This is a genomic window from Psychrobacter sp. PAMC 21119 (assembly GCF_000247495.1).
Taxonomy (GTDB): domain Bacteria; phylum Pseudomonadota; class Gammaproteobacteria; order Pseudomonadales; family Moraxellaceae; genus Psychrobacter; species Psychrobacter glaciei.
Genome location: NZ_AHVZ01000039.1, coordinates 65,667 through 84,095 on the forward strand (window position 1 = coordinate 65,667; position 18,429 = coordinate 84,095).

At 42.7% G+C, this 18,429-nt stretch carries 19 protein-coding genes and 1 tRNA gene; 9 read left to right on the top strand and 11 right to left on the bottom strand.

Features of this window, described 5'->3' with window-relative positions; translation table 11 throughout:
* Window positions 1-55 precede the first annotated feature (55 nt).
* The 4 genes from RH96_RS12615 to RH96_RS12630 all read right to left on the bottom strand — a co-directional run bounded on the left by RH96_RS12615 (window position 56) and on the right by RH96_RS12630 (window position 4,532).
* Window positions 56-1,366 (bottom strand): DUF711 family protein, encoded by a 1,311-nt coding sequence (locus tag RH96_RS12615; protein WP_010201503.1) that lies wholly within the window; start codon window positions 1,364-1,366, stop codon window positions 56-58.
* Window positions 1,367-1,730: 364 nt separating this feature from the next.
* A complete protein-coding gene (locus tag RH96_RS12620) occupies window positions 1,731-2,465 on the bottom strand; it encodes a LysE family translocator (RefSeq protein ID WP_010201504.1) in 735 nt (244 codons plus the stop codon).
* A gap of 132 nt (window positions 2,466-2,597) precedes the next feature.
* Window positions 2,598-3,845 (bottom strand): acetylornithine deacetylase, encoded by a 1,248-nt coding sequence (gene argE, locus RH96_RS12625; RefSeq protein ID WP_010201506.1) that lies wholly within the window; start codon window positions 3,843-3,845, stop codon window positions 2,598-2,600.
* 33 nt (window positions 3,846-3,878) lie between these two features.
* Entirely contained in the window at window positions 3,879-4,532 is a 654-nt protein-coding gene (locus tag RH96_RS12630) for a UPF0149 family protein (RefSeq protein WP_010201508.1), read from the bottom strand.
* Window positions 4,533-4,739: 207 nt separating this feature from the next.
* Here RH96_RS12630 and RH96_RS12635 point away from each other — a divergent pair, with 207 nt between their 5' ends.
* Both RH96_RS12635 and RH96_RS12640 read left to right on the top strand, forming a co-directional pair.
* Entirely contained in the window at window positions 4,740-5,183 is a 444-nt protein-coding gene (locus tag RH96_RS12635) for a hypothetical protein (protein WP_010201509.1), read from the top strand.
* 195 nt (window positions 5,184-5,378) lie between these two features.
* Window positions 5,379-5,855, top strand: a complete 477-nt coding sequence (locus RH96_RS12640) for a cell division protein ZapA (protein ID WP_010201511.1) — start codon at window positions 5,379-5,381, stop codon at window positions 5,853-5,855.
* Between the two features lie 86 nt (window positions 5,856-5,941).
* Here RH96_RS12640 and RH96_RS12645 read toward each other — a convergent pair whose 3' ends face one another.
* The 4 genes from RH96_RS12645 to RH96_RS12660 form a co-directional block, all read right to left on the bottom strand.
* On the bottom strand, window positions 5,942-6,250 hold the full coding sequence (locus tag RH96_RS12645; RefSeq protein ID WP_010201513.1) for a hypothetical protein: 309 nt from the start codon (window positions 6,248-6,250) through the stop codon (window positions 5,942-5,944).
* Window positions 6,251-6,506: 256 nt separating this feature from the next.
* On the bottom strand, window positions 6,507-8,600 hold the full coding sequence (gene glyS, locus RH96_RS12650; RefSeq protein WP_010201514.1) for a glycine--tRNA ligase subunit beta: 2,094 nt from the start codon (window positions 8,598-8,600) through the stop codon (window positions 6,507-6,509).
* A gap of 9 nt (window positions 8,601-8,609) precedes the next feature.
* Window positions 8,610-9,581 carry a glycine--tRNA ligase subunit alpha gene (glyQ, locus tag RH96_RS12655; protein ID WP_141629766.1) on the bottom strand — a complete coding sequence of 324 codons (972 nt, stop codon included), beginning with the start codon at window positions 9,579-9,581 and terminating at the stop codon, window positions 8,610-8,612.
* Between the two features lie 432 nt (window positions 9,582-10,013).
* On the bottom strand, window positions 10,014-10,226 hold the full coding sequence (locus tag RH96_RS12660) for a PspC domain-containing protein (RefSeq protein ID WP_010201518.1): 213 nt from the start codon (window positions 10,224-10,226) through the stop codon (window positions 10,014-10,016).
* Window positions 10,227-10,733: 507 nt separating this feature from the next.
* Here RH96_RS12660 and nadR point away from each other — a divergent pair.
* The 3 genes from nadR (at window position 10,734) to RH96_RS12675 (ending at window position 13,263) form a co-directional block, all read left to right on the top strand.
* Window positions 10,734-11,804, top strand: coding sequence for a multifunctional transcriptional regulator/nicotinamide-nucleotide adenylyltransferase/ribosylnicotinamide kinase NadR (gene nadR / locus RH96_RS12665; RefSeq protein WP_081501604.1), 1,071 nt, complete (start codon window positions 10,734-10,736; stop codon window positions 11,802-11,804).
* 107 nt (window positions 11,805-11,911) lie between these two features.
* Entirely contained in the window at window positions 11,912-12,649 is a 738-nt protein-coding gene (pnuC, locus tag RH96_RS12670) for a nicotinamide riboside transporter PnuC (protein WP_010201521.1), read from the top strand.
* 173 nt (window positions 12,650-12,822) lie between these two features.
* Window positions 12,823-13,263 carry a DUF962 domain-containing protein gene (locus RH96_RS12675; RefSeq protein WP_010201522.1) on the top strand — a complete coding sequence of 147 codons (441 nt, stop codon included), beginning with the start codon at window positions 12,823-12,825 and terminating at the stop codon, window positions 13,261-13,263.
* Between the two features lie 245 nt (window positions 13,264-13,508).
* Here RH96_RS12675 and RH96_RS12680 read toward each other — a convergent pair whose 3' ends face one another.
* Entirely contained in the window at window positions 13,509-14,135 is a 627-nt protein-coding gene (locus RH96_RS12680; protein WP_010201524.1) for a nitroreductase family protein, read from the bottom strand.
* Between the two features lie 457 nt (window positions 14,136-14,592).
* Window positions 14,593-14,667, bottom strand: a tRNA-Gly gene (locus RH96_RS12685).
* 596 nt (window positions 14,668-15,263) lie between these two features.
* Here RH96_RS12685 and RH96_RS12690 point away from each other — a divergent pair.
* From RH96_RS12690 to RH96_RS12705, 4 genes are all read left to right on the top strand, one after another.
* Entirely contained in the window at window positions 15,264-16,076 is an 813-nt protein-coding gene (locus RH96_RS12690) for a M48 family metallopeptidase (RefSeq protein WP_010201531.1), read from the top strand.
* A 252-nt stretch (window positions 16,077-16,328) separates the two neighbouring features.
* Window positions 16,329-16,655, top strand: a complete 327-nt coding sequence (locus RH96_RS12695; protein WP_010201533.1) for a BolA family protein — start codon at window positions 16,329-16,331, stop codon at window positions 16,653-16,655.
* A gap of 140 nt (window positions 16,656-16,795) precedes the next feature.
* Window positions 16,796-17,155, top strand: a complete 360-nt coding sequence (locus RH96_RS12700) for a SirB2 family protein (RefSeq protein WP_010201534.1) — start codon at window positions 16,796-16,798, stop codon at window positions 17,153-17,155.
* Window positions 17,156-17,396: 241 nt separating this feature from the next.
* Entirely contained in the window at window positions 17,397-17,798 is a 402-nt protein-coding gene (locus RH96_RS12705) for a hypothetical protein (protein ID WP_010201538.1), read from the top strand.
* Window positions 17,799-17,925: 127 nt separating this feature from the next.
* Here RH96_RS12705 and trxC read toward each other — a convergent pair whose 3' ends face one another.
* Window positions 17,926-18,360 (bottom strand): thioredoxin TrxC, encoded by a 435-nt coding sequence (gene trxC, locus RH96_RS12710; RefSeq protein ID WP_010201540.1) that lies wholly within the window; start codon window positions 18,358-18,360, stop codon window positions 17,926-17,928.
* Window positions 18,361-18,429 lie beyond the last annotated feature (69 nt).

The following is an 18,429-nucleotide window of genomic DNA, read 5'->3' on the forward strand; positions in this document are numbered from 1 at the left end:
TCCTAATTCAGCGAGATAGATATATACTATAACTCATAAGGACTAGCTCTTAAATTCAATGCACGGCTAATACAGCACAATTACACAAGTCGCTACTCTCAAACTTGGTTATATCACCAGCCACAAGCCCTGGGACGGGGAAGACTCTAACTGTCAAAGGTTTATTTAACCGATAAGCCATAGTGCCAGTATCTCGCATCAAAGCACATAGCTTGTCCGTAGATGTGTCCCCCGGAATAGGGACAGTATCAAGCCCTATTCCGCAGACTGCGCTATTGGTTAATAGCAGAGGTATGTCAAACTCATTATCTATGGTGGCTTGCGCCAATCCCTTGTCCTCAGTGACCGCCAACATCAATCCTGAAAACCCAATGATATCAATATCTGTAATAGATTTAAAAACTTTCGTTAATAAAGCTGATATCTCAACCGTGCCCGAGGCGCCAAAATAAGGAACGCCAAGCAGCTTGTAGACGTCAACCATCGAGTGACAGTCTTTAGAAGGTGCAGGTGAGGTATCCATCCCTAGATAAGTCCAGCCTGATGCTGAATTAAGTTGCTTCACGCAACTATCTATATTATCGATATGATGCTGTAACGATAAGCTCAAAGCATCAAAGACAAGGCGTTGACGTTGTTGATAAGTAGCAGAGTTGAAGACAGATTTCTCACGAATGTGTTGTAAGGTTTTTACCAATAAATCAGGCGTTTCAAGACCAACAACAAAGCCTTTATCAGTCTTACCGCTATGATAGCTCGCTGGAAAATAAGGAATAAATTCATCACAGTTGAAATTTACCGTAAAGTTAAAATTACCTTCCCCTCTAGGTGTGAGTTCAGCAATACTTTGTATCGCTAGAGCACATTTTTCAATCAATGCATTATCTAAAACACCGATCTCATTAGCCGTTATATTCACACAAGCGTTGCACAAATCTCCATATTGAGCGATAAGCTCAGGCAAAAGGCTAATCTCATGCGCTGTCTTAGCTTCTCCTATGGCAAAGCGAACTCGCAGACCATTTTTACTTTTACTGAGCGTCGCTAAAATATCAGTGATGGCAGCCAATCCAGTGGCAGCAGTTGAAACGTTTGAAATATCCAAATACTGGCCGAATGGATTGGTCACTATACGAATGGATTGCACGCTATAGCCTTCATTGCCTAAACCTGCAACTATTTTTTCACAGTGCTTGATAGCCTCTTCTAGCGCAGCATGCCATGTTGTCATGTCCGCATTCAAATTTATAAATGTAGTTACTGTGCGTATTTTGCAAAGGTTTTTACCCTTTAACTCTTCTGGTATCTCAAAGTCTATCGGTGTCTTAAAACCGATAGATTGGTTAGCATCAAGACTATCACTCATGACTTTCTCCATTTATTAATCTAAGTCAAAAAAACAACCCATAATAACTGGACATTTATCGATATACTACTCAATGCTAATTTTATTTTACGATTATACATAGAGTATTAGCCTTAGACTGAGTTGTTTTTTCAAGCTCATGTAGACAGTACCGATAAAACATAACCCATCGACTTAAGATAGATACTTTCTTGGTGTGAATCCCTATAGATTAGTTATTTGAACCTTTAGAAGCGTAAAAAACTGTATTGCAATTTTAGTTTTGTCAGAGACATTCTTTATATAAAATCTTTCTAATTATCAATTTTTAATAAGGAGCTGTAGTATACAAGCACCATGCCTTTCAAATAACTGACAAAGACTTTTAAACCATAAAACTATTTATAACTTCAGCCAATAAAGCAGCAGCAATTATTATAAATATCACTCCACAACCACGATTGAGCCAAGCCAAGCGATCACCCACATCGAGCCAGCTTGCCAGTTTTTTGCCGCCCAACGTATAAATAATCTGCCAAATCGTTTCGCTCAAAAACAAGCCGATGGTCAATAAGATATATTGCGGCCATAATGGCGCACTAAAATTAATAAACTTGGGGAAGAATGCCGCAAAGAACAAAATGGCTTTTGGATTGGACAACGATACCCAGACGCCAGTACGGAATAAGGTCATATTACTTGGGGCAGCTTTAGCAGCAGCACTGGAGAGTGAGCGCGGCTGCGGTGTACCAACTGTATCTTCACTATCAGAAGAAGGATAGTCAGCCGCGACTTCTTCGCTCATTTCACGAGCATCACTCATCAAGCTACCATTGCCAGCATCACGCCATGAGCTAATACCCAGATAAATCAAGTATGCCGCGCCAACGGCTTTGATGATCGTCAGCAACCAAGGTGACTGGCGACTGATCACATCGAGGCCAAGCAATGTCGAAAGCAGTAGCACAAACAATCCAAGGCTTAAACCTGCCAGCGTCCACAATGTGCGCTTCACGCCGTAGTTCATACCATACTGGAATGCTAGCAGCATATTGGGACCTGGGGTCGCTGAGATAAAAAACGTACTCGCAAAAAATACCGCAAACAGGTGCCAAGACATCAACCAACCCCTACTCTTTTATTTGAAATAAACTTAAAACATGAAAAAGAGGCAAAAAATAAACACCGCCATATAGACGGTGTGTTTTATTTTATGCTCATTCATATCAAAAAATTTTGGCAGTCTAATCTATCAATTAACCGCACAACTATTTAACAGCTTCTGCAAAAACCCATCACAACGTACAATTTCGTTAAGTTCAACGTATTCATCCGCCTTATGAGCTTGTTCAATACTACCAGGTCCACAGATGATTGTTGGAATACCTGCATTGGTAAATTGACCGCCTTCAGTCGCGTAAGCCACTTTATGACGCTCATCATCCCCTGTCAATGCAGCGATCAATGATTGTAGTTCAGCACTATCATTATCAGTCATTGCCGGTACGCTTTCTTCTTGCATCAGCTCAATGCCAGTCTCTGGCGCGCGGGCTTGCATTTGCGCATTTAATTCCGCAATCTTGGCTTGAATAGGTTCCAGTACATCGTCTTGCGTCATATGCGGCAGATTACGATAATCAAAGGTAAATTCACACAGATTGGGCACGATATTGGTGGCCGTACCGCCATGGATGGTACCTACTGACAACGTTGAATAAGGCACAGTGAATACCTCGTCCCCATCTTCAAGAGCACCGTTACGAGCACTTAGCTCTTCGGCAAGCGTATCGACATAGCCCACCAATCTGCTGGCATAGCTAATGGCATTGACCCCTTGTGCAATCAATGAAGAATGCGCTGACTTACCATGCACACGGCAACGATAAACCGCAATACCTTTATGTGCCACCACCATAGCCATATTAGTTGGCTCACCAACGATACAATAGTCAGGGGTTATACCGCGCGCCTTTAAATCTGCCAATATCAGTGGCGCGCCTAGACAGCCAATCTCTTCATCGAATGATAATGCCAAATGCAATGGGCGACGCAGCTGGCCTGCATTAGATAGTTTTACCGCTTGTGGCAACATCGTCAGCGCACAAGCGATAAAGCCTTTCATATCACAAGCGCCGCGACCATAAAGCTTGTCACCACGAATGGTTGCTGTGAAAGGCTCAGACGTCCAGTCTTGACCGTCGACTGGCACCACATCGGTATGACCAGATAGCACGAGACCATGATTGACGTCGTCAGCATTTGCCCCTGCTGGCACAGTGACGAATAAATTGGCCTTATTTTTGGCTTCATTAAAGGTCAAATCGACGCTCAAACCCAATTGCTCGCAGTAAGCTTTTACGTCTTCAATCAAAGCTAAATTAGAATGACGACTGACCGTATCAAAGCCAATTAAGCGCGTTAGCCAATCGATACTTTGGGTGGGATAATGAGCATCAGCCAATATTTGACTGGCATCATCGTTACTATTCTGTATAGTCATAAAACATCCTTATTATGATACGTGATACTCGTATTATGAGGGATTGTGTTGGTTCATAATATCAACAACTGGCGGCATTGGTTTTGACACCTTACCTTCAGCTTGCAGCTCTTTGGTGGTTTTGGCATTAATGGCAAGTCCAGAAATCAAGGCGATGTCTTTGACAGGCTTGCGCTGGCGAGTGGCAAAGCTCACTGGTACCATACGCGCAAATTCATAGATATGCAGGTAAGACTCTTCGCCACCTTCAAAGTCTTCATCGTCTTCTAATCGAATACCACCGATTTTAGCCAAATCCGATAGCATCTCGTTTTCTTCGCTACTCAGACGGCAATCAGTAATGCCAAAGCCGGTCATAAAGCCATTTGCCCACTGTTTCAGTGCCATCACGCGCTCGTATAAATCATGTTCATCATCTGGGACTAATGGCGTATAAGAGTAGGCATCGTCTTTGTCTTTGAGCTGGAACACTATATCTTCAGCCTCTTCTGTCAACAAAGTCAATGCAGGCTCTGGTAAAGCGGCGAAGCTCAGCTCTTCAAACACCTTCGCCCATACCTTTTCATCAGGTGCATCGCAGGCGGTCATCAGCCCTGTCATCAAGCCGTGTACCTCACTGATAGACACATCAGTCCAATCATCAAATGCAGTCAGCCATGTATTCCAGCCAGAGATATTATCATTCATAATAGATGTCCTAGTGATTGATTAGTAGTATTAAATAGAAACAGACGCCGCGCGATATCATTAACGAGGCGGCGGCTAATAGAAGTTATGAAACAAAGCGGCATACAATTACTTTGTTGATATAGATATTATGCGGTCACCTATGGCATTATTAAACGCAGAGAACAAAATTCATTCACGCTTACTTGTTAAGGATAAAAACTGACTATGTATGATCAACTTAGAATATTAGAAAAAATGATACTCGACATCAAAAAACAGTATCAGCTTGTCAGTGCTGAACTTAGCAGCCTCAAAAAACACCCCGCTACCGATCCAAAAGAACTTACCACACTTCAGGCCAAGCTCGATAGCAGTTATACAGAGCGCGATGGCGCCAAAAAGAAGCTGAACGACCTCGATGACCGCTATCAAAATCTGGCAGAAGCGCACCATATGATCGGTGAAGAGCAAGATAAACTGCAAAAGCAAATCAGCCAATTACAACAAGAAAACAGCGAGCTGCTACAGCATAATAATGAATTAAAGCAGCAGTATAGCGATATCAAACAGCAAAATAATGACTTGCAAAAGAAGAATCAACTGGCCGCTGAGCGTACGCAAGTGGTGTTAAAACGCTTAACCCGTATCGACCAAGCAGAAGGTTCATAAATAGCAGCACGAGGACATAATTGACGAATATCATTGCCTTCAAATAGCATTCTTATCGATAAAAGCCACGTTTACCAAGTACCTTAGTTATCAATTACCTTAATTATTAAAAATACAGCATTGACTAAGCCAACAGACTCACACGTGTAAGCTCTTATATCACTCACTTTAATGACATATATTGTAGGATTTATCATGACTGATGACCAGACTATCCCTTTAGATAAGCAAGCGCCAAACAATCAATCACAAAACAACCAACGGCCAATCAACGGCCTTAAATCCCAAAAAGCCGTGCCAAATGCTTCAGCCTCAAATAATTCGGCTTCACAGAGCGTCGCTGCTAAATCTGCACCTAAAACGAATAGCACTCCTGAGCCGCAGATTAAAAAAGTAGATATTGCAATTGCTGGGGTCACCTATCCCATCTATTGCCCAGTACACGAGCAAGAAGAACTACATTCAGCCGTCTCTTATATCAATAACTATGCGCTCGACCTAAAACGCGACGCGCCGAGCCTGAGCCAAGAGAGCTTATTGGTACTGTGCTGTCTGAATTTATACGAGAAAATTCATGCGCATCAAAGAAGTGATGAAGATCGTGTTCAAGGAGATAAGCAATCCGAAGCATTACTCAATAAAATCATGAAGGATGCACACTCTATCTTATAAGCCAGTAGTACGCTACTAAGCAATAAGCGCTTAGCTCTGGTGAGCCAAGCGCTTTTTTATATCTAATCCACAGCCGAATTACTTACTTATGCATTAGGATTATAAGTTCTTCCAGCATGAAAATCCGCTTGATGTTCATAGTTGCAAAAGAATAACTCCTGACTGCCTTTAATCTCAGCTTCAGCATTGCCATCGCTACTTGCCACCAAGCTCGGCTTGGTCTCTAGAACACCGCGGTATTCAGCCAAACTGTTACCACAGAAGTTGCAGTGACGCGGTGTGGTCACATCGCCATCTTTTGGCATCATGCTTCTGGGTGCGCGCGGGTACATAAACTTGTAAAAGCCCCACATCACAATCCAGATAATAATTATCATCATAATAGCAGCGAACACAGCATTGCTCCTTGAATGAGGGGTAAACGTGAGAAATGATTAAGATGGCTCAGCTAATAATTATTCAACACACCCTAATAGTATAAATTTTACCGTCAATAATAGTGACAATACAATACCTTTACCGTTCAATTACTGATTTCACTGAATTGCTCATTAGATAATCGTACTCACTGATTGCGGTGCTAGAACAAAAAAACTGGCCACGTTCAGCCAGTTTTTTTGCATCGAAACCAACAATCAGGTTTCAGTAAAATTACAGTTGCAGCTCACTAATATCAGCCACGGTTAAGAACAATGCGCGAACTTGCTTAAGCAACGCTAAGCGGTTGTTCTTTAGTGCAGTATCTTCACTGTTGACCATGACATTGTCAAAGAATTGCGTCAACGGCTCGTCTAAACTGGCTAGCGTTTGCAATACTTGCGTATAGTCAGCCTGCTCAAGCAATGGTTGCACCGCTGTTTGTGCTTGCTGCACACTCGCATATAGACTTTGCTCAGCAGGTTCAGATAATAACGCTTCATCGACATTATCAGCGACGCTTACCTCTGACTTGGCTAAAATATTGGCAACACGCTTGTTTGAATCAGCCAACATTGAAGCTTGTGACAATTCACTAAATGCTTGTACGGCACGAATACGCTGATCAAAATCAAGCGGCATATGCGGGTTAATCGCTTGCACTGCCTGAATCGTATCGACGCTAACGCCCTGCTCCGTATACATCGCACGATAGCGCGAGTTTAAGAACGCCATGACTTGAGTAAAGGTGTCGCCCATTTTGGCAATCTTGCTACCATCGCTCGTGCTATAGCCTTTGATGGCTTGCTCAACCAGCGCTACCAAGTTAATCGGTAGCTGCTTCTCAATCAAAATACGCAGAATCCCAATCGCTGAGCGACGTAAGCTAAACGGATCTTTTGAACCCGTTGGTGCTTGGTCAATCGCAAAAATACCGACGAGCGTATCTAAACGATCTGCTAACGCTAAGCAGATACCAATCGGCGTCTGTGGTAAAACGTCACCGCTAAACTTAGGCAAATACTGTTCTTCTAAACTGGCCGCTACGGCTTCTGGCTCATCATTCAAACGTGCATAATAAGTACCAGCGATACCTTGTAATTCAGGATACTCGCCAACCAATGAGCTTGCCAAATCTGCTTTGGACAAAATACCTGCACGTACCGTTTCATCGATACTAATCTCACTACCTTGTTGTTGCATTAAGGCGGCGATAAATGCAGCAAGCTTGGCAATGCGCTCAGATTTTTCCCAAATCGTACCCAATTTGTCTTGGAAGACGCGAGTTTTTAGGCTTTCTGTTAGTGCAAATAATGGCTGCTTTTGGTCTTGTAAGAAGAAAAACTCTGCATCAGCCAAACGTGGACGCACGACTTTCTCATTACCTTCAATAATTTGATTCGGGTCTTTTGATTCAATATTGGTAATAAAAATAAAGTACGGCTGCAACTTGCCAGTTTTATCTGTCAGGCAAAAATACTTTTGATCCGCTTGCATAGTAGAGATGAGTGCTTCTTGTGGCACTTGTAAGAAGCGCGCTTCAAAGCTTGCTCGTAAGGCAATCGGAAAATCAACCAATGCCGTCACTTCGTCTAGCAACGCTTGCGGCACAATGGCATCAGAGTTAACTTCATCTGCCAATGCTTTGACTTGATTTTTAATCAGCATTTGACGCTTATCAAAATCAGCAACCACTTTTAAACCACTTAGTAATTCTTCATAGTCATTGGCATGAGCAATGTTATGGTAGTCAGGGCTGTGGAAGCGATGACCACGGGTTTGTGTTCCTGTCTGATGACCTTGGATAGTAGTGTCAATGACAGTACTATCTTGCATTAATACGGCCCATTGTACTGGACGAACGAATTCATTACGGCTAGCGCCTGAGCGCATACGCTTAGCAACAGGTAAGTTATCAAGCGCTGTTTGGAAAATAGCGGGCAGCAATTCAGTCGTTGCTTGACCCTGAATAGTTTGCTCATAACCGACATAATCACCTTTATCGGTGTTAATCGTTATCAGCTCACTGGCCTCAGTACCCAAGCCTTTGGCAAAGCCCATCGCTGCGCGCGTCGGATTGCCCTCTGCATCGAATGCTGCTTTAATCGCAGGACCACGTTTTTGCTCGCTGCGATCTGGCTGCTTATCGCTAATACCCTGAATTTGAAGCGCCAAACGGCGCGGCGCGGCAAAGGCTTTGATACCATCGAAGCTGATACCTGCTTCAGTCAATTGTTCAGTGACACTTGCTTGTAGCGCGTCACGTAGTGGCTTTAGGCTTTTTGGAGGTAATTCTTCACACCCCAGTTCAAATAGAATAGTACTCATGGGATGCTCCTATTTATTATTAGTAGTAGTTTGATTGTCATCTGTATTTTCAACGGCTTCTTCTTTTGGCAAATACTTATCGAGCGCTGCCTGACGATGTGCCTCATCTGCTAATGGGAAACCAAGCTTGGCACGTGCTTCAACATAACCAATGGCAACTTTACGAGCAAGCGTACGCACGCGTAAGATAAAACGCTGACGCTCAGTTACGGAAATCGCACCGCGAGCATCGAGTAAGTTAAAGGCATGTGAGGCTTTTAACACCATCTCATAGGCTGGTAGTGGCAAACCCTCGGTAACCAATTTATCCGCTTGCTGCTCATAAAAATCAAACATCTGACCCATCATTGGCACATCGGCGTGCTCAAAGTTATAGGTAGACTGCTCAACTTCATTTTGATGAAAGACATCGCCATAAGTGACACGGCCAAACTCGCCATCTGCCCAGACCAAATCATAAACGCTGTCGACGCCTTGCACATACATCGCCAAACGCTCAAGACCATAAGTAATCTCGCCAGTGACTGGGAAACATTCGAGACCGCCTACTTGCTGGAAGTAAGTAAACTGCGTCACTTCCATACCGTTTAGCCAAATCTCCCAACCAAGTCCCCACGCACCTAGCGTTGGTGACTCCCAGTTGTCTTCAACGAAACGCACATCATGCACCAACGGATCGATACCAATAGCTCTTAGCGAGTCTAAATATAGCTCTTGGATATTAGGTGGATTCGGCTTTAATACTACTTGAAATTGATAATAATGCTGCAAGCGGTTTGGGTTATCGCCATAGCGTCCGTCGGTTGGGCGACGTGACGGCTGCACATAAGCGGCATTCCAGCGCTCAGGACCTAACGAACGCAAAAATGTCGCCGTATGGAAAGTACCTGCGCCAACTTCCATATCATGAGGCTGCAATATCACACAGCCCTTGTCAGCCCAATAGTTCTGCAAGGTTAGGATTAAATCCTGAAAAGTCATCGGTTGAGAGTTTTTCGCTTCAGTTGTCATAGTTTGAGTTGTCATAGTTTGGGGCATCATAATAAAGCCACTGTGGAATTAGTATTAGGGTCTATTGAACAAAACGTTGATAGCACTCGTACAGCCTACTCGGCAACGACTCTATTTGTCTGCTCACCTTACTAAAAAATGACTATTTTATCCATATTTACATCAACTAAATTTATCAAGCAATCAAAGAGACACCCTAAAAATGGTGCATATTTGCTCATTGAGCACTAGAAGCTTCATTGACGAAACCATAAAGGGAAGCATAAATGACAAAAAAATACCCAAATGCGTGAACATTTGGGCAGGAGGAAAAGTATGTCTTTGGTATCCTGATTGATCAGGCTTTTTATTTTTTAGTTAAACTTTCACTTGCAAAGTATAGCTTTAGATCTTAGAACTGGTTTACTGATACGATTCATTTGTTGCTTTGGGCATGATTATCCATAAAATGATATAGATTAATATGCCTGGTACTGCTGCACTTAATGATGAAATAATTACAAATAACACTCTTACCCAAGTAGGTGACCAGCCGACATACTCTGCGATGCCGCCCATCACACCTGCTATCATGCGATTATTCTGTGAGCGATGTAATTTTGCTAATTTAGCCAAATCAAATACCTCTTTAATATAGTTTTTCTTTTGCTTACTTTTGATTTTATATAAACACTTACTATTAAGAACACCTACTACTAAAAATATTTACCATTGAAGATGCTTATTCTTAAAAATGCTTAGCGTTCTCAACTTATGAATAATTATAGCAATGTTTAGAAGTTAATCTGTTGAGTATGTAGACGTACTTTGTGAGTTTATGCTACCTAAACTTGCCCTAACCTGTCATAAGGCCTCGTAAACCCCTGATTTTAAATATATATTTCAAAATGTTTCAGAGCGCAGTTTATTTCTACAACCTTACGGCTTTACTACAGTGACTCTAACCTTTTGATATTCCAATAAATTATGACAAATGGTTAACATGCCCATAAAAGCGAGGGAAATATTAAGTTATACAGAGTAAATTTGGTAGATTTACGGTATTTTTCTGAGCATAGAACGGCTGTTTACAATAACCTACCTGTAAGTCTGGACAAACCTTTATATAGTCGGTTCAACATAATGCGGATACAGATAAGGATAGCTATGTACGAGACGGGTTTAATGATTGGGCATTTTGAGCCGCTCCATTTGGGGCAGATGCGCAGCATATTGGCAGCGGCAGGACAAGCAAAGACCTTGCATATCGTCATCATGGCACACCCATCACCGCATGCCGATTTTAGTATCACCTTACAAGACAAAGCGCGTTGGTTGCAGATGGCTTGTGCAGACTTGCCTTTTGTTCGTATTCATACCACTCATGAGATTGAGCTGCCTCTACATGATGGCTTCGTTGATGTGACAATCGATATTGCCGCCAGTAATGCCAAATTACAACGTTTGACGGAAGCGCTCAACTTGCCCGCAGAGGCAGTATTGTTTGTCGCAGAAAACCATCCATTGGCTCAGAGTGATGTTTATGAGCAGTTATCGATGCCAGTCGTCACTACCCCGCTACAGCCTGAGTTTGATTCTTATGCCATCGCCCGTGATCCCGTAGCGCACTGGTCAGCGCTGCATCCACAAGCACGTGGGGACTATACCAAGACCGTTGCCATCGTTGGTGGTGAAAGCTCAGGCAAGACGACACTGGTGCACAAGCTTGCCAACTACTATGGCGCTAGCTTTGCATTAGAAATGGGGCGGCTATATGTCGGTACGGATTTGGGTGGGAGCGAGATCGGGCTACAATACAGTGATTATGCACCCATTGCGCTTCATCACGCTCAGGCGATACGAGAAGCAGCAGCTAGAGCGACCGCGCCTGTCACCATTATTGATACTGACTTTGTGACCACTCAAGCATTCTGTGAAGAATATGAGGGTCGCACGCATCCTTTTGTCGCTGCTTGTATTGATGAGTTTCGCGTAGACCATACGATTATGCTGGACAATAATACTCCATGGGTGGATGACGGTATGCGCTCATTAGGTACGCCTGAGGCGCGTGGACGCTTTGAGCAGCGCCTCGTCGACATTTTTGCCCGTCATGATATTAAGCCGTATATGGTTGATCAGCCTGATTACGATGCACGCTACCAGCAAGCGTTACTGCTTATCGATCAGTATGTTTATGGTAAAAACTCTTAGAATAAAAAACATACCCAAAATTCATGAATTTATAATAATATTGCGGCTGTCAGTGTCTTTTATCAGCACCTTCTTGATAGCCATATTCATTTTAGGAAAAAACAGTTATGCGTATTCAGCTATTAGACAATATTACTGGAAAATGGGCGCTGCAATGGATCATAACTTGGTTCATTTGTGGCGTTATTGCGTTATCAGCAGGTTTTTGGCTCACCACAGACCACACCACGCTTGATTGGTTTTATTTGGCTGTCTCATTTATCGGTCTGATATGCGTGGTGTCGCTGTCATTCCGAAAAAACGTCATGGGCAATGGCTTTGGGATGGGTGCTACCGCTGGCGAAGTCGTGGTACAAGCCACTTCCGGCGCAGTCGGCTTGATGCTGGCACCATTATTTAATTTTTTTACCCATGTCTACGGTATTTTTTATTGGTCAAAGCACACTGACCCTGATGGCGATATGATACCGAAGTCTGCTAGCAAAGCGGTTTGGTTAATTACCGCCGTATTTATTGTTATCGGCTTGGTACTCTTCCCTACCGTCAACGACTTATTGGCCAACTACGGCTACGCGGTCATAGAAGACGATAGCAGTCTATTTTTAGGTTTCATCTCCTTCTTTTGGATTAACGTTATTGCTTTTGTACTGTCTATTACTGCGCAAGCCGCGATGATTCTGCGTTATTCTTTTAGCTGGTGGTTATGGATTATCGTCAACTTTGTCTGGCTGATCGTAAATCTCATGTCGGGCAATTATATTTTTGCTATTCAGACCATGGTTTACCAAGTAAATTCTTTCGTTGGCCTATATGAATGGTATCGCAGCGAGCAACTATCCGCATAAAACATATTGGCTCAAAATGAACCCATTTGGCATCGTTGGCATAATCGATTTTGACTGTGCGGTTTACCAGATAATATGGTAGATTGCACAAATTAGTGCTACAACTGGTAGTCGTCAGTAGACTCACGCATTGAGCTACTACCAGTCATTCATTTACTAACACGGAGGTTAGTATGTCTCGCAATCGTCAACAAAAGATGTCTAAGCGTACTCTTGAGCAATGGCTCAGTGAGTATTCGGTCAGTCATCAAAACCTAATCAACAAAAAAATCCATTGGCTGTGCGTCCCCACTATTTTTGTTAGTTTATTAGGAATGGGTATGTCACTGTCGGTCTGGTTTACTTTGGTACTTAGTGCCTTAGTACTCTTATTCTATATGAAACTCTCGACGCCATTATTTTTGGCAATGGGGATTTTTATTCTCATTTGTCTATCAGTGATGACCTTATTACCTTTAAGTTTCAAGGTTTGGGCAGCTGTTTTTGTTGTAGCTTGGATTGCCCAGTTTATTGGTCATAAAGTCGAAGGCAAAAAACCGTCATTTCTTAAAGACTTACAGTTTTTATTAATTGGTCCAGCTTGGGTCGCCAACAGTCTTATGCGACGTAACTAGGGCGTGTCATCATTTAGCGCATTCAATTATTTATACAACGACTGACTTATACTTTGAAATAAAAAAGCGCCGTCCAACAACATTGCTGGACGGCGCTTTTTTATGTTTATCTCGCTAAATATAGTCAAGGAATTTTAGAATCGCTACAAGGCGACCGACCTCAGATCGTACACTGAGTACATCTAGGATGGGTAACACCGTAGCGGTTTAAAAGTGCTCTGACTATGATAGATAAACGCAATGGTTTAACCAAATACTTTCATGCGCTCTTCAACAGGCATAAACTCTTTATCACCTGCTGGCTGCTCGATACCACCGAATACCATTTGTGCAGTCAGATCCCAATCAGCATCAATACTCCAAGTGCTCGCAACTTTATGGTCAATCACTGGATTGTAATGCTGTAAGTTAGCGCCAACATTAATGCTAGCAAGCCCTGTCCAGATTACATACTGATGCATAGCATTGGTGTGCTCTGCCCAAACAGGGAATTTGTCAGCATATAATGGCGCTCCTTCTTGTAAGGCTCTCACTACTTTTTGATCTTCAAAAAATAGAATCGTACCTGCGCCTGCTTTGAAGCCATCGATTTTTTGCTTGGTTGGCGTAAACTTCTCTTCGTCACCAACGATACCACGTAATGCTTCTTCGGTCATATCCCAGAGCTTTTGATGATCGTCACCAAACAACACGACGATGCGCGTCGATTGTGAGTTAAATGATGATGGCGTATGCAAAATAGCATGCTCAACCAATTTAACCACCTCTTCCTTTGCAACTGGTAACTGATCATTCAATGCATAAATAGAACGACGTTTTTCAGCCAATTGCTGCAATGCTTGTAGATCTGACGTATTCGACGTATTTGACATAGGATAGTGCTCCAAATTATTAGTACGTGTTTAATATAATGAGCATAGAGGTTCAATAAACATGGCTCATGAATCCCTTCAAAAATTTTAATTTTTCAATGTGATTTATTATAAGAAAAAATGGGCTAAACTCACACTTATTTTGTAATAAAAACTTAATAATTAAATACATTATGAAAGTTTTATTACACAATAAAATTTTTAAAGCTGTTAGGCCGTTCTCGGGTAACTCGGGCAAATAAGCATTTTAGTTTAGAATCAACCTCACCAAAACGCTTATGACCGTAAAACGCTTATGACCGTCTTTCCAGTCGATGATGGATTGCCCAGCCTCTTATTTTTAAGATAGTTTGATATGCTTATGGTTTGGTGTACTCAATGACGGCACTCTCAAATTTCACCCATAAAAAAAGCCCCACAATGAAGTGAGGCTTTAGTGCTCTAAACGAGCCATATTTGGAGCGGGAAAAGAGATTCGAACTCTCGACCCCAACCTTGGCAAGGTTATGCTCTACCACTGAGCTATTCCCGCTTAAATCAATTCGTAATATCGCTAACAACTTGTTAACTACTACGTCTCGATAGGCTGGCTATTCTAGCAAATATCCTGCGTGTGTCAACAGGTTTTTTCATATTTTTCACCAACATTGCCACTTTTAATTTTTATTCGAGAGCATATTTATCATAAATGATTGATATTGCAATCAATACAGTCATTGCAGCGTTTAAAACTATTTTATAAAATAATAGGGAAATCTCTTCTATTATTCCTGACTATTTCATCAATTCTGAATATGACCATTAACTAACCATTATTCGTAGTGCAACGTCGTACTGCTTTATGACGATAGAGGAATAAAAGTTACGCTATTCTCGTTAATATTGATTCCACTTACAATCATACGCTGTATTGTTACTTTTTCTGCCTTGGTTTTAGGCTGTTAACATTATTATACTTATGGCTTGTTACCATTCAGGTAAAATTTTAGTGATTAAGTAGATTGGTAGACGGTAGTAAAACTTCAATAATAAACTGCCCTTCTATCCGCTCTGCTGTTACCGGCCTACTCCACTACTACTAACTTTGTTTAACTTTACTTTTTATCATTTACAGCGAGGATGTTTATCATGAGAAAATTGCTTACCACCACCGTGGTGGCCGCGTCATTGTCGGCACTTACTTTAACTGGCTGCACCAGCACCACCAACAGTGGCGCGGTCGGCGTCGATCGTCAACAGCTACTCTTGGTTTCTAGCGAGCAAGTACAGCAGCTATCAGCGCAAAGCTATAATAAAAACTTGCAAGAAGCAAGCAAACGCGGTGTGCTCGACACCAATAAAGCTCAGCTCAATCGTTTAAAAAATATCTCTAACCGCCTTATCGGCCAAGTAGGCGTATATCGCCCTGATGCAGCTAAGTGGAAATGGGAAGTACATACCATTAGATCCAACGAGCTGAACGCCTTTGTTATGCCGGGTGGCAAAATTATGTTTTACTCGGGCATTATTGATCGCTTAAACCTCACGGATGATGAGATTGCCGCGATTATGGGGCACGAGATGTCTCATGCCCTGCGTGAGCACTCACGTGAGCGTCTCTCACGCGAGTATGCCACTCAGACCGGTATCGGTGTTGCAGCAAGTATCTTTGGTCTATCACAAGGTCAGGCTGATCTAGCGAACGTTGCTGGAGATTTAGGTTTGAGTCGTCCACACAGTCGCACCCAAGAAGCTGAAGCCGACCAAATCGGTCTCGAGCTAATGGCACGCGCAGGCTACAATCCTCAAGCGGCTATCAGCTTATGGCAAAAAATGCAGCGCGCCAGCCAAGGTGAGCCACCACAGTTCTTAAGTACTCACCCAACCAGTAGCAATCGCATTAGCCAACTGCAAGCATTGATGCCTAAAGTGATGCCGCTGTACCAAAAATCACGTCGCTAATCGTGTATTGCTGGCCATTCACTCTTAAGTAGCATTTTATCGCTTACTAAAAGCAGAGTATAACCCATGGGTTGCGCTCTGCTTTTTTGTATTTTTGGCACAGAAGCTGGCTGTATTATCTTAAAACTGTCGCATGTGCTATGGTCTATCCAATAGCTTTCTGTACAGTTGTCAGCGTCTGTTATAATGGTCACAACACGGTCTCAAATATTGCTTCAAAGCTTGCTAAGCACCACAAAACAAAGGATTCTTATGAGTACCCACTCACCCACTGCTGATGCGCTCCAACATGAGCTACAGGCATTACAACCACAACATATCGAATTGATTAATGAATCGATGAATCATTCTGGTTACTTCGATGGTAAAGAAAGCCATTTTAAACTGACTATCGTGAGTGACGCTTTTGAAGGCAAGCGCTTAGTAGCGCGTCATCAGCTGGTATATGGCTTGGTTAATGCTTTATTGACCTCTCAGGGTGGTCAGGTACATGCCTTAGCGATTCATGCTTTTACGCCAATCGAATGGCAAGGTCAAAGCCCTGATAGCCCGTTATGTGCCGGACAAAATAAAGCTTAGATGTACTTTAGCTAACGAAGTTTTAGTTAAATGACAATCATAAAAATACTTTGCTCACGGTGTGGTAGCCATTTAAAAACCGTACATCGCGTGACTTTTTACAGACTTGCAAATTGCCCCGTTAAAGGAAATGACATCCAATGAAACATTTACATATGCTTATGGCAGTATTGGTGATTGTGCTATTTTTATACCAAAGCTATCTCGCATTAAGTGCCAATATACGAGCGCCGCGCGTGGTCAAAATAGCCACCCATATACTCTATGCGCTGCTCATCCTCTCAGGGGCTATAATACTGATGCAACTGATGAATGCCAATGCGCCTGTACAATGGGTATTCGCCAAAATAATCTTACTCGTGGCAGCTATTAGTGCCAGTATAAAAGCCTTTCAAACTCACGCGACACCCGGTCAAACCAAAACTGGCATTCTTATCGCTGCCGTGGCTTATATTGGTATTGTGTTACTGGCCTTTAGCAAACCTGATAATTTGTTTTAATCGCCACTCTGTATCTGACTGAGCTTAGATAGAAAGATTGCGGCATGAATGGCTACTAGGGCGTGTATTTTTAATATCTTAATTCCAGTATTTTTGCTATCTTAAATAAATACAATGCCTTGCATGCTCGTTATTAAGAATAGAGGTTTGCAAGCAGATGACTATAAGCAAAGCAATCACGATAATTTTATTTAAAATCGCGACAACGCCACATACCCTTACTTAGCCCTATGGAGCCATTATGAAAACTTTTACTATAGCGACACTATTGGCATCAGCCGGCATGTTGGGTCTCTCAGGCTGCGCTTCTACTGGCAATATCACGCCGCAATATGTGCCGCCAAGCACTTATCAGAGCTATGACTGCCAAGCACTGAGCCAAGAGTACGTCCGTGTCAATCGCTATGTTGACGCCACTCGTAATGAGCAATCAACCTTGTCCGCTTCGGGTGTGGGTGTTGGGGTTTCTGCAGGCCGCTGGGGCATCTCACCGAATATCAGCTTTGGTGTTGGCAAAAGTAACAATACCAAAGCCCGCGATGCCAAGTTATCACGGCTTTATGGCGAGCGTGATGCGATTGTCCAATCGGCGCGTATTCAACGTTGTAGCTTTGCCAATGGTGTTAAGATTTATGGTGAGTAACATTAAGCAAAAGCTGTCTAAATGATTAAGATAGCGCGACCACACAATGAAAAAGCCAATACGCGATCTGCATATTGGCTTTTTTAACGACTTTTATCCTACCTAACAAACATAATCAATTGAGCGATCAGCGTAAGCTTTGCACCCATTGGACGATTTGATTGCTAGGTAGCGCACCTGACTGACGCGCGACCTCTTTGCCATTTTTGAAGGCCACCATCGTTGGTAAACTGCGAATATTATAGGGAGCGGCCGCCTGCTCATATTTATCCGTTTGCACTTTGGCAAAGACCACTTGCGGCAGCTGACCAGCAGCGACTTTGAACTCTGGTGCCATCATAATACAAGGCTGACACCAGCTCGCCCAAAAATCAACGATGGTCAGTACCTCGTTTTTTTGAATAACTTTATTGGCTGTTTGCGCGTTCAGCTCACACGGACTTGCTGTCAATAATGGCTGACTACATTTACCGCATTTCGGTGCAGCGCTTAGCCGTGCAGCAGGTACACGGTTGGTTGCTTGGCAGTGTGGGCAGACCAGATGAAAACTTTGCTCACTCATCATATGATTCCTATTTTAATTATTTTATGGTCTCGAAAATTCGACTTAGGTATTTTTAACTAAAAGCTA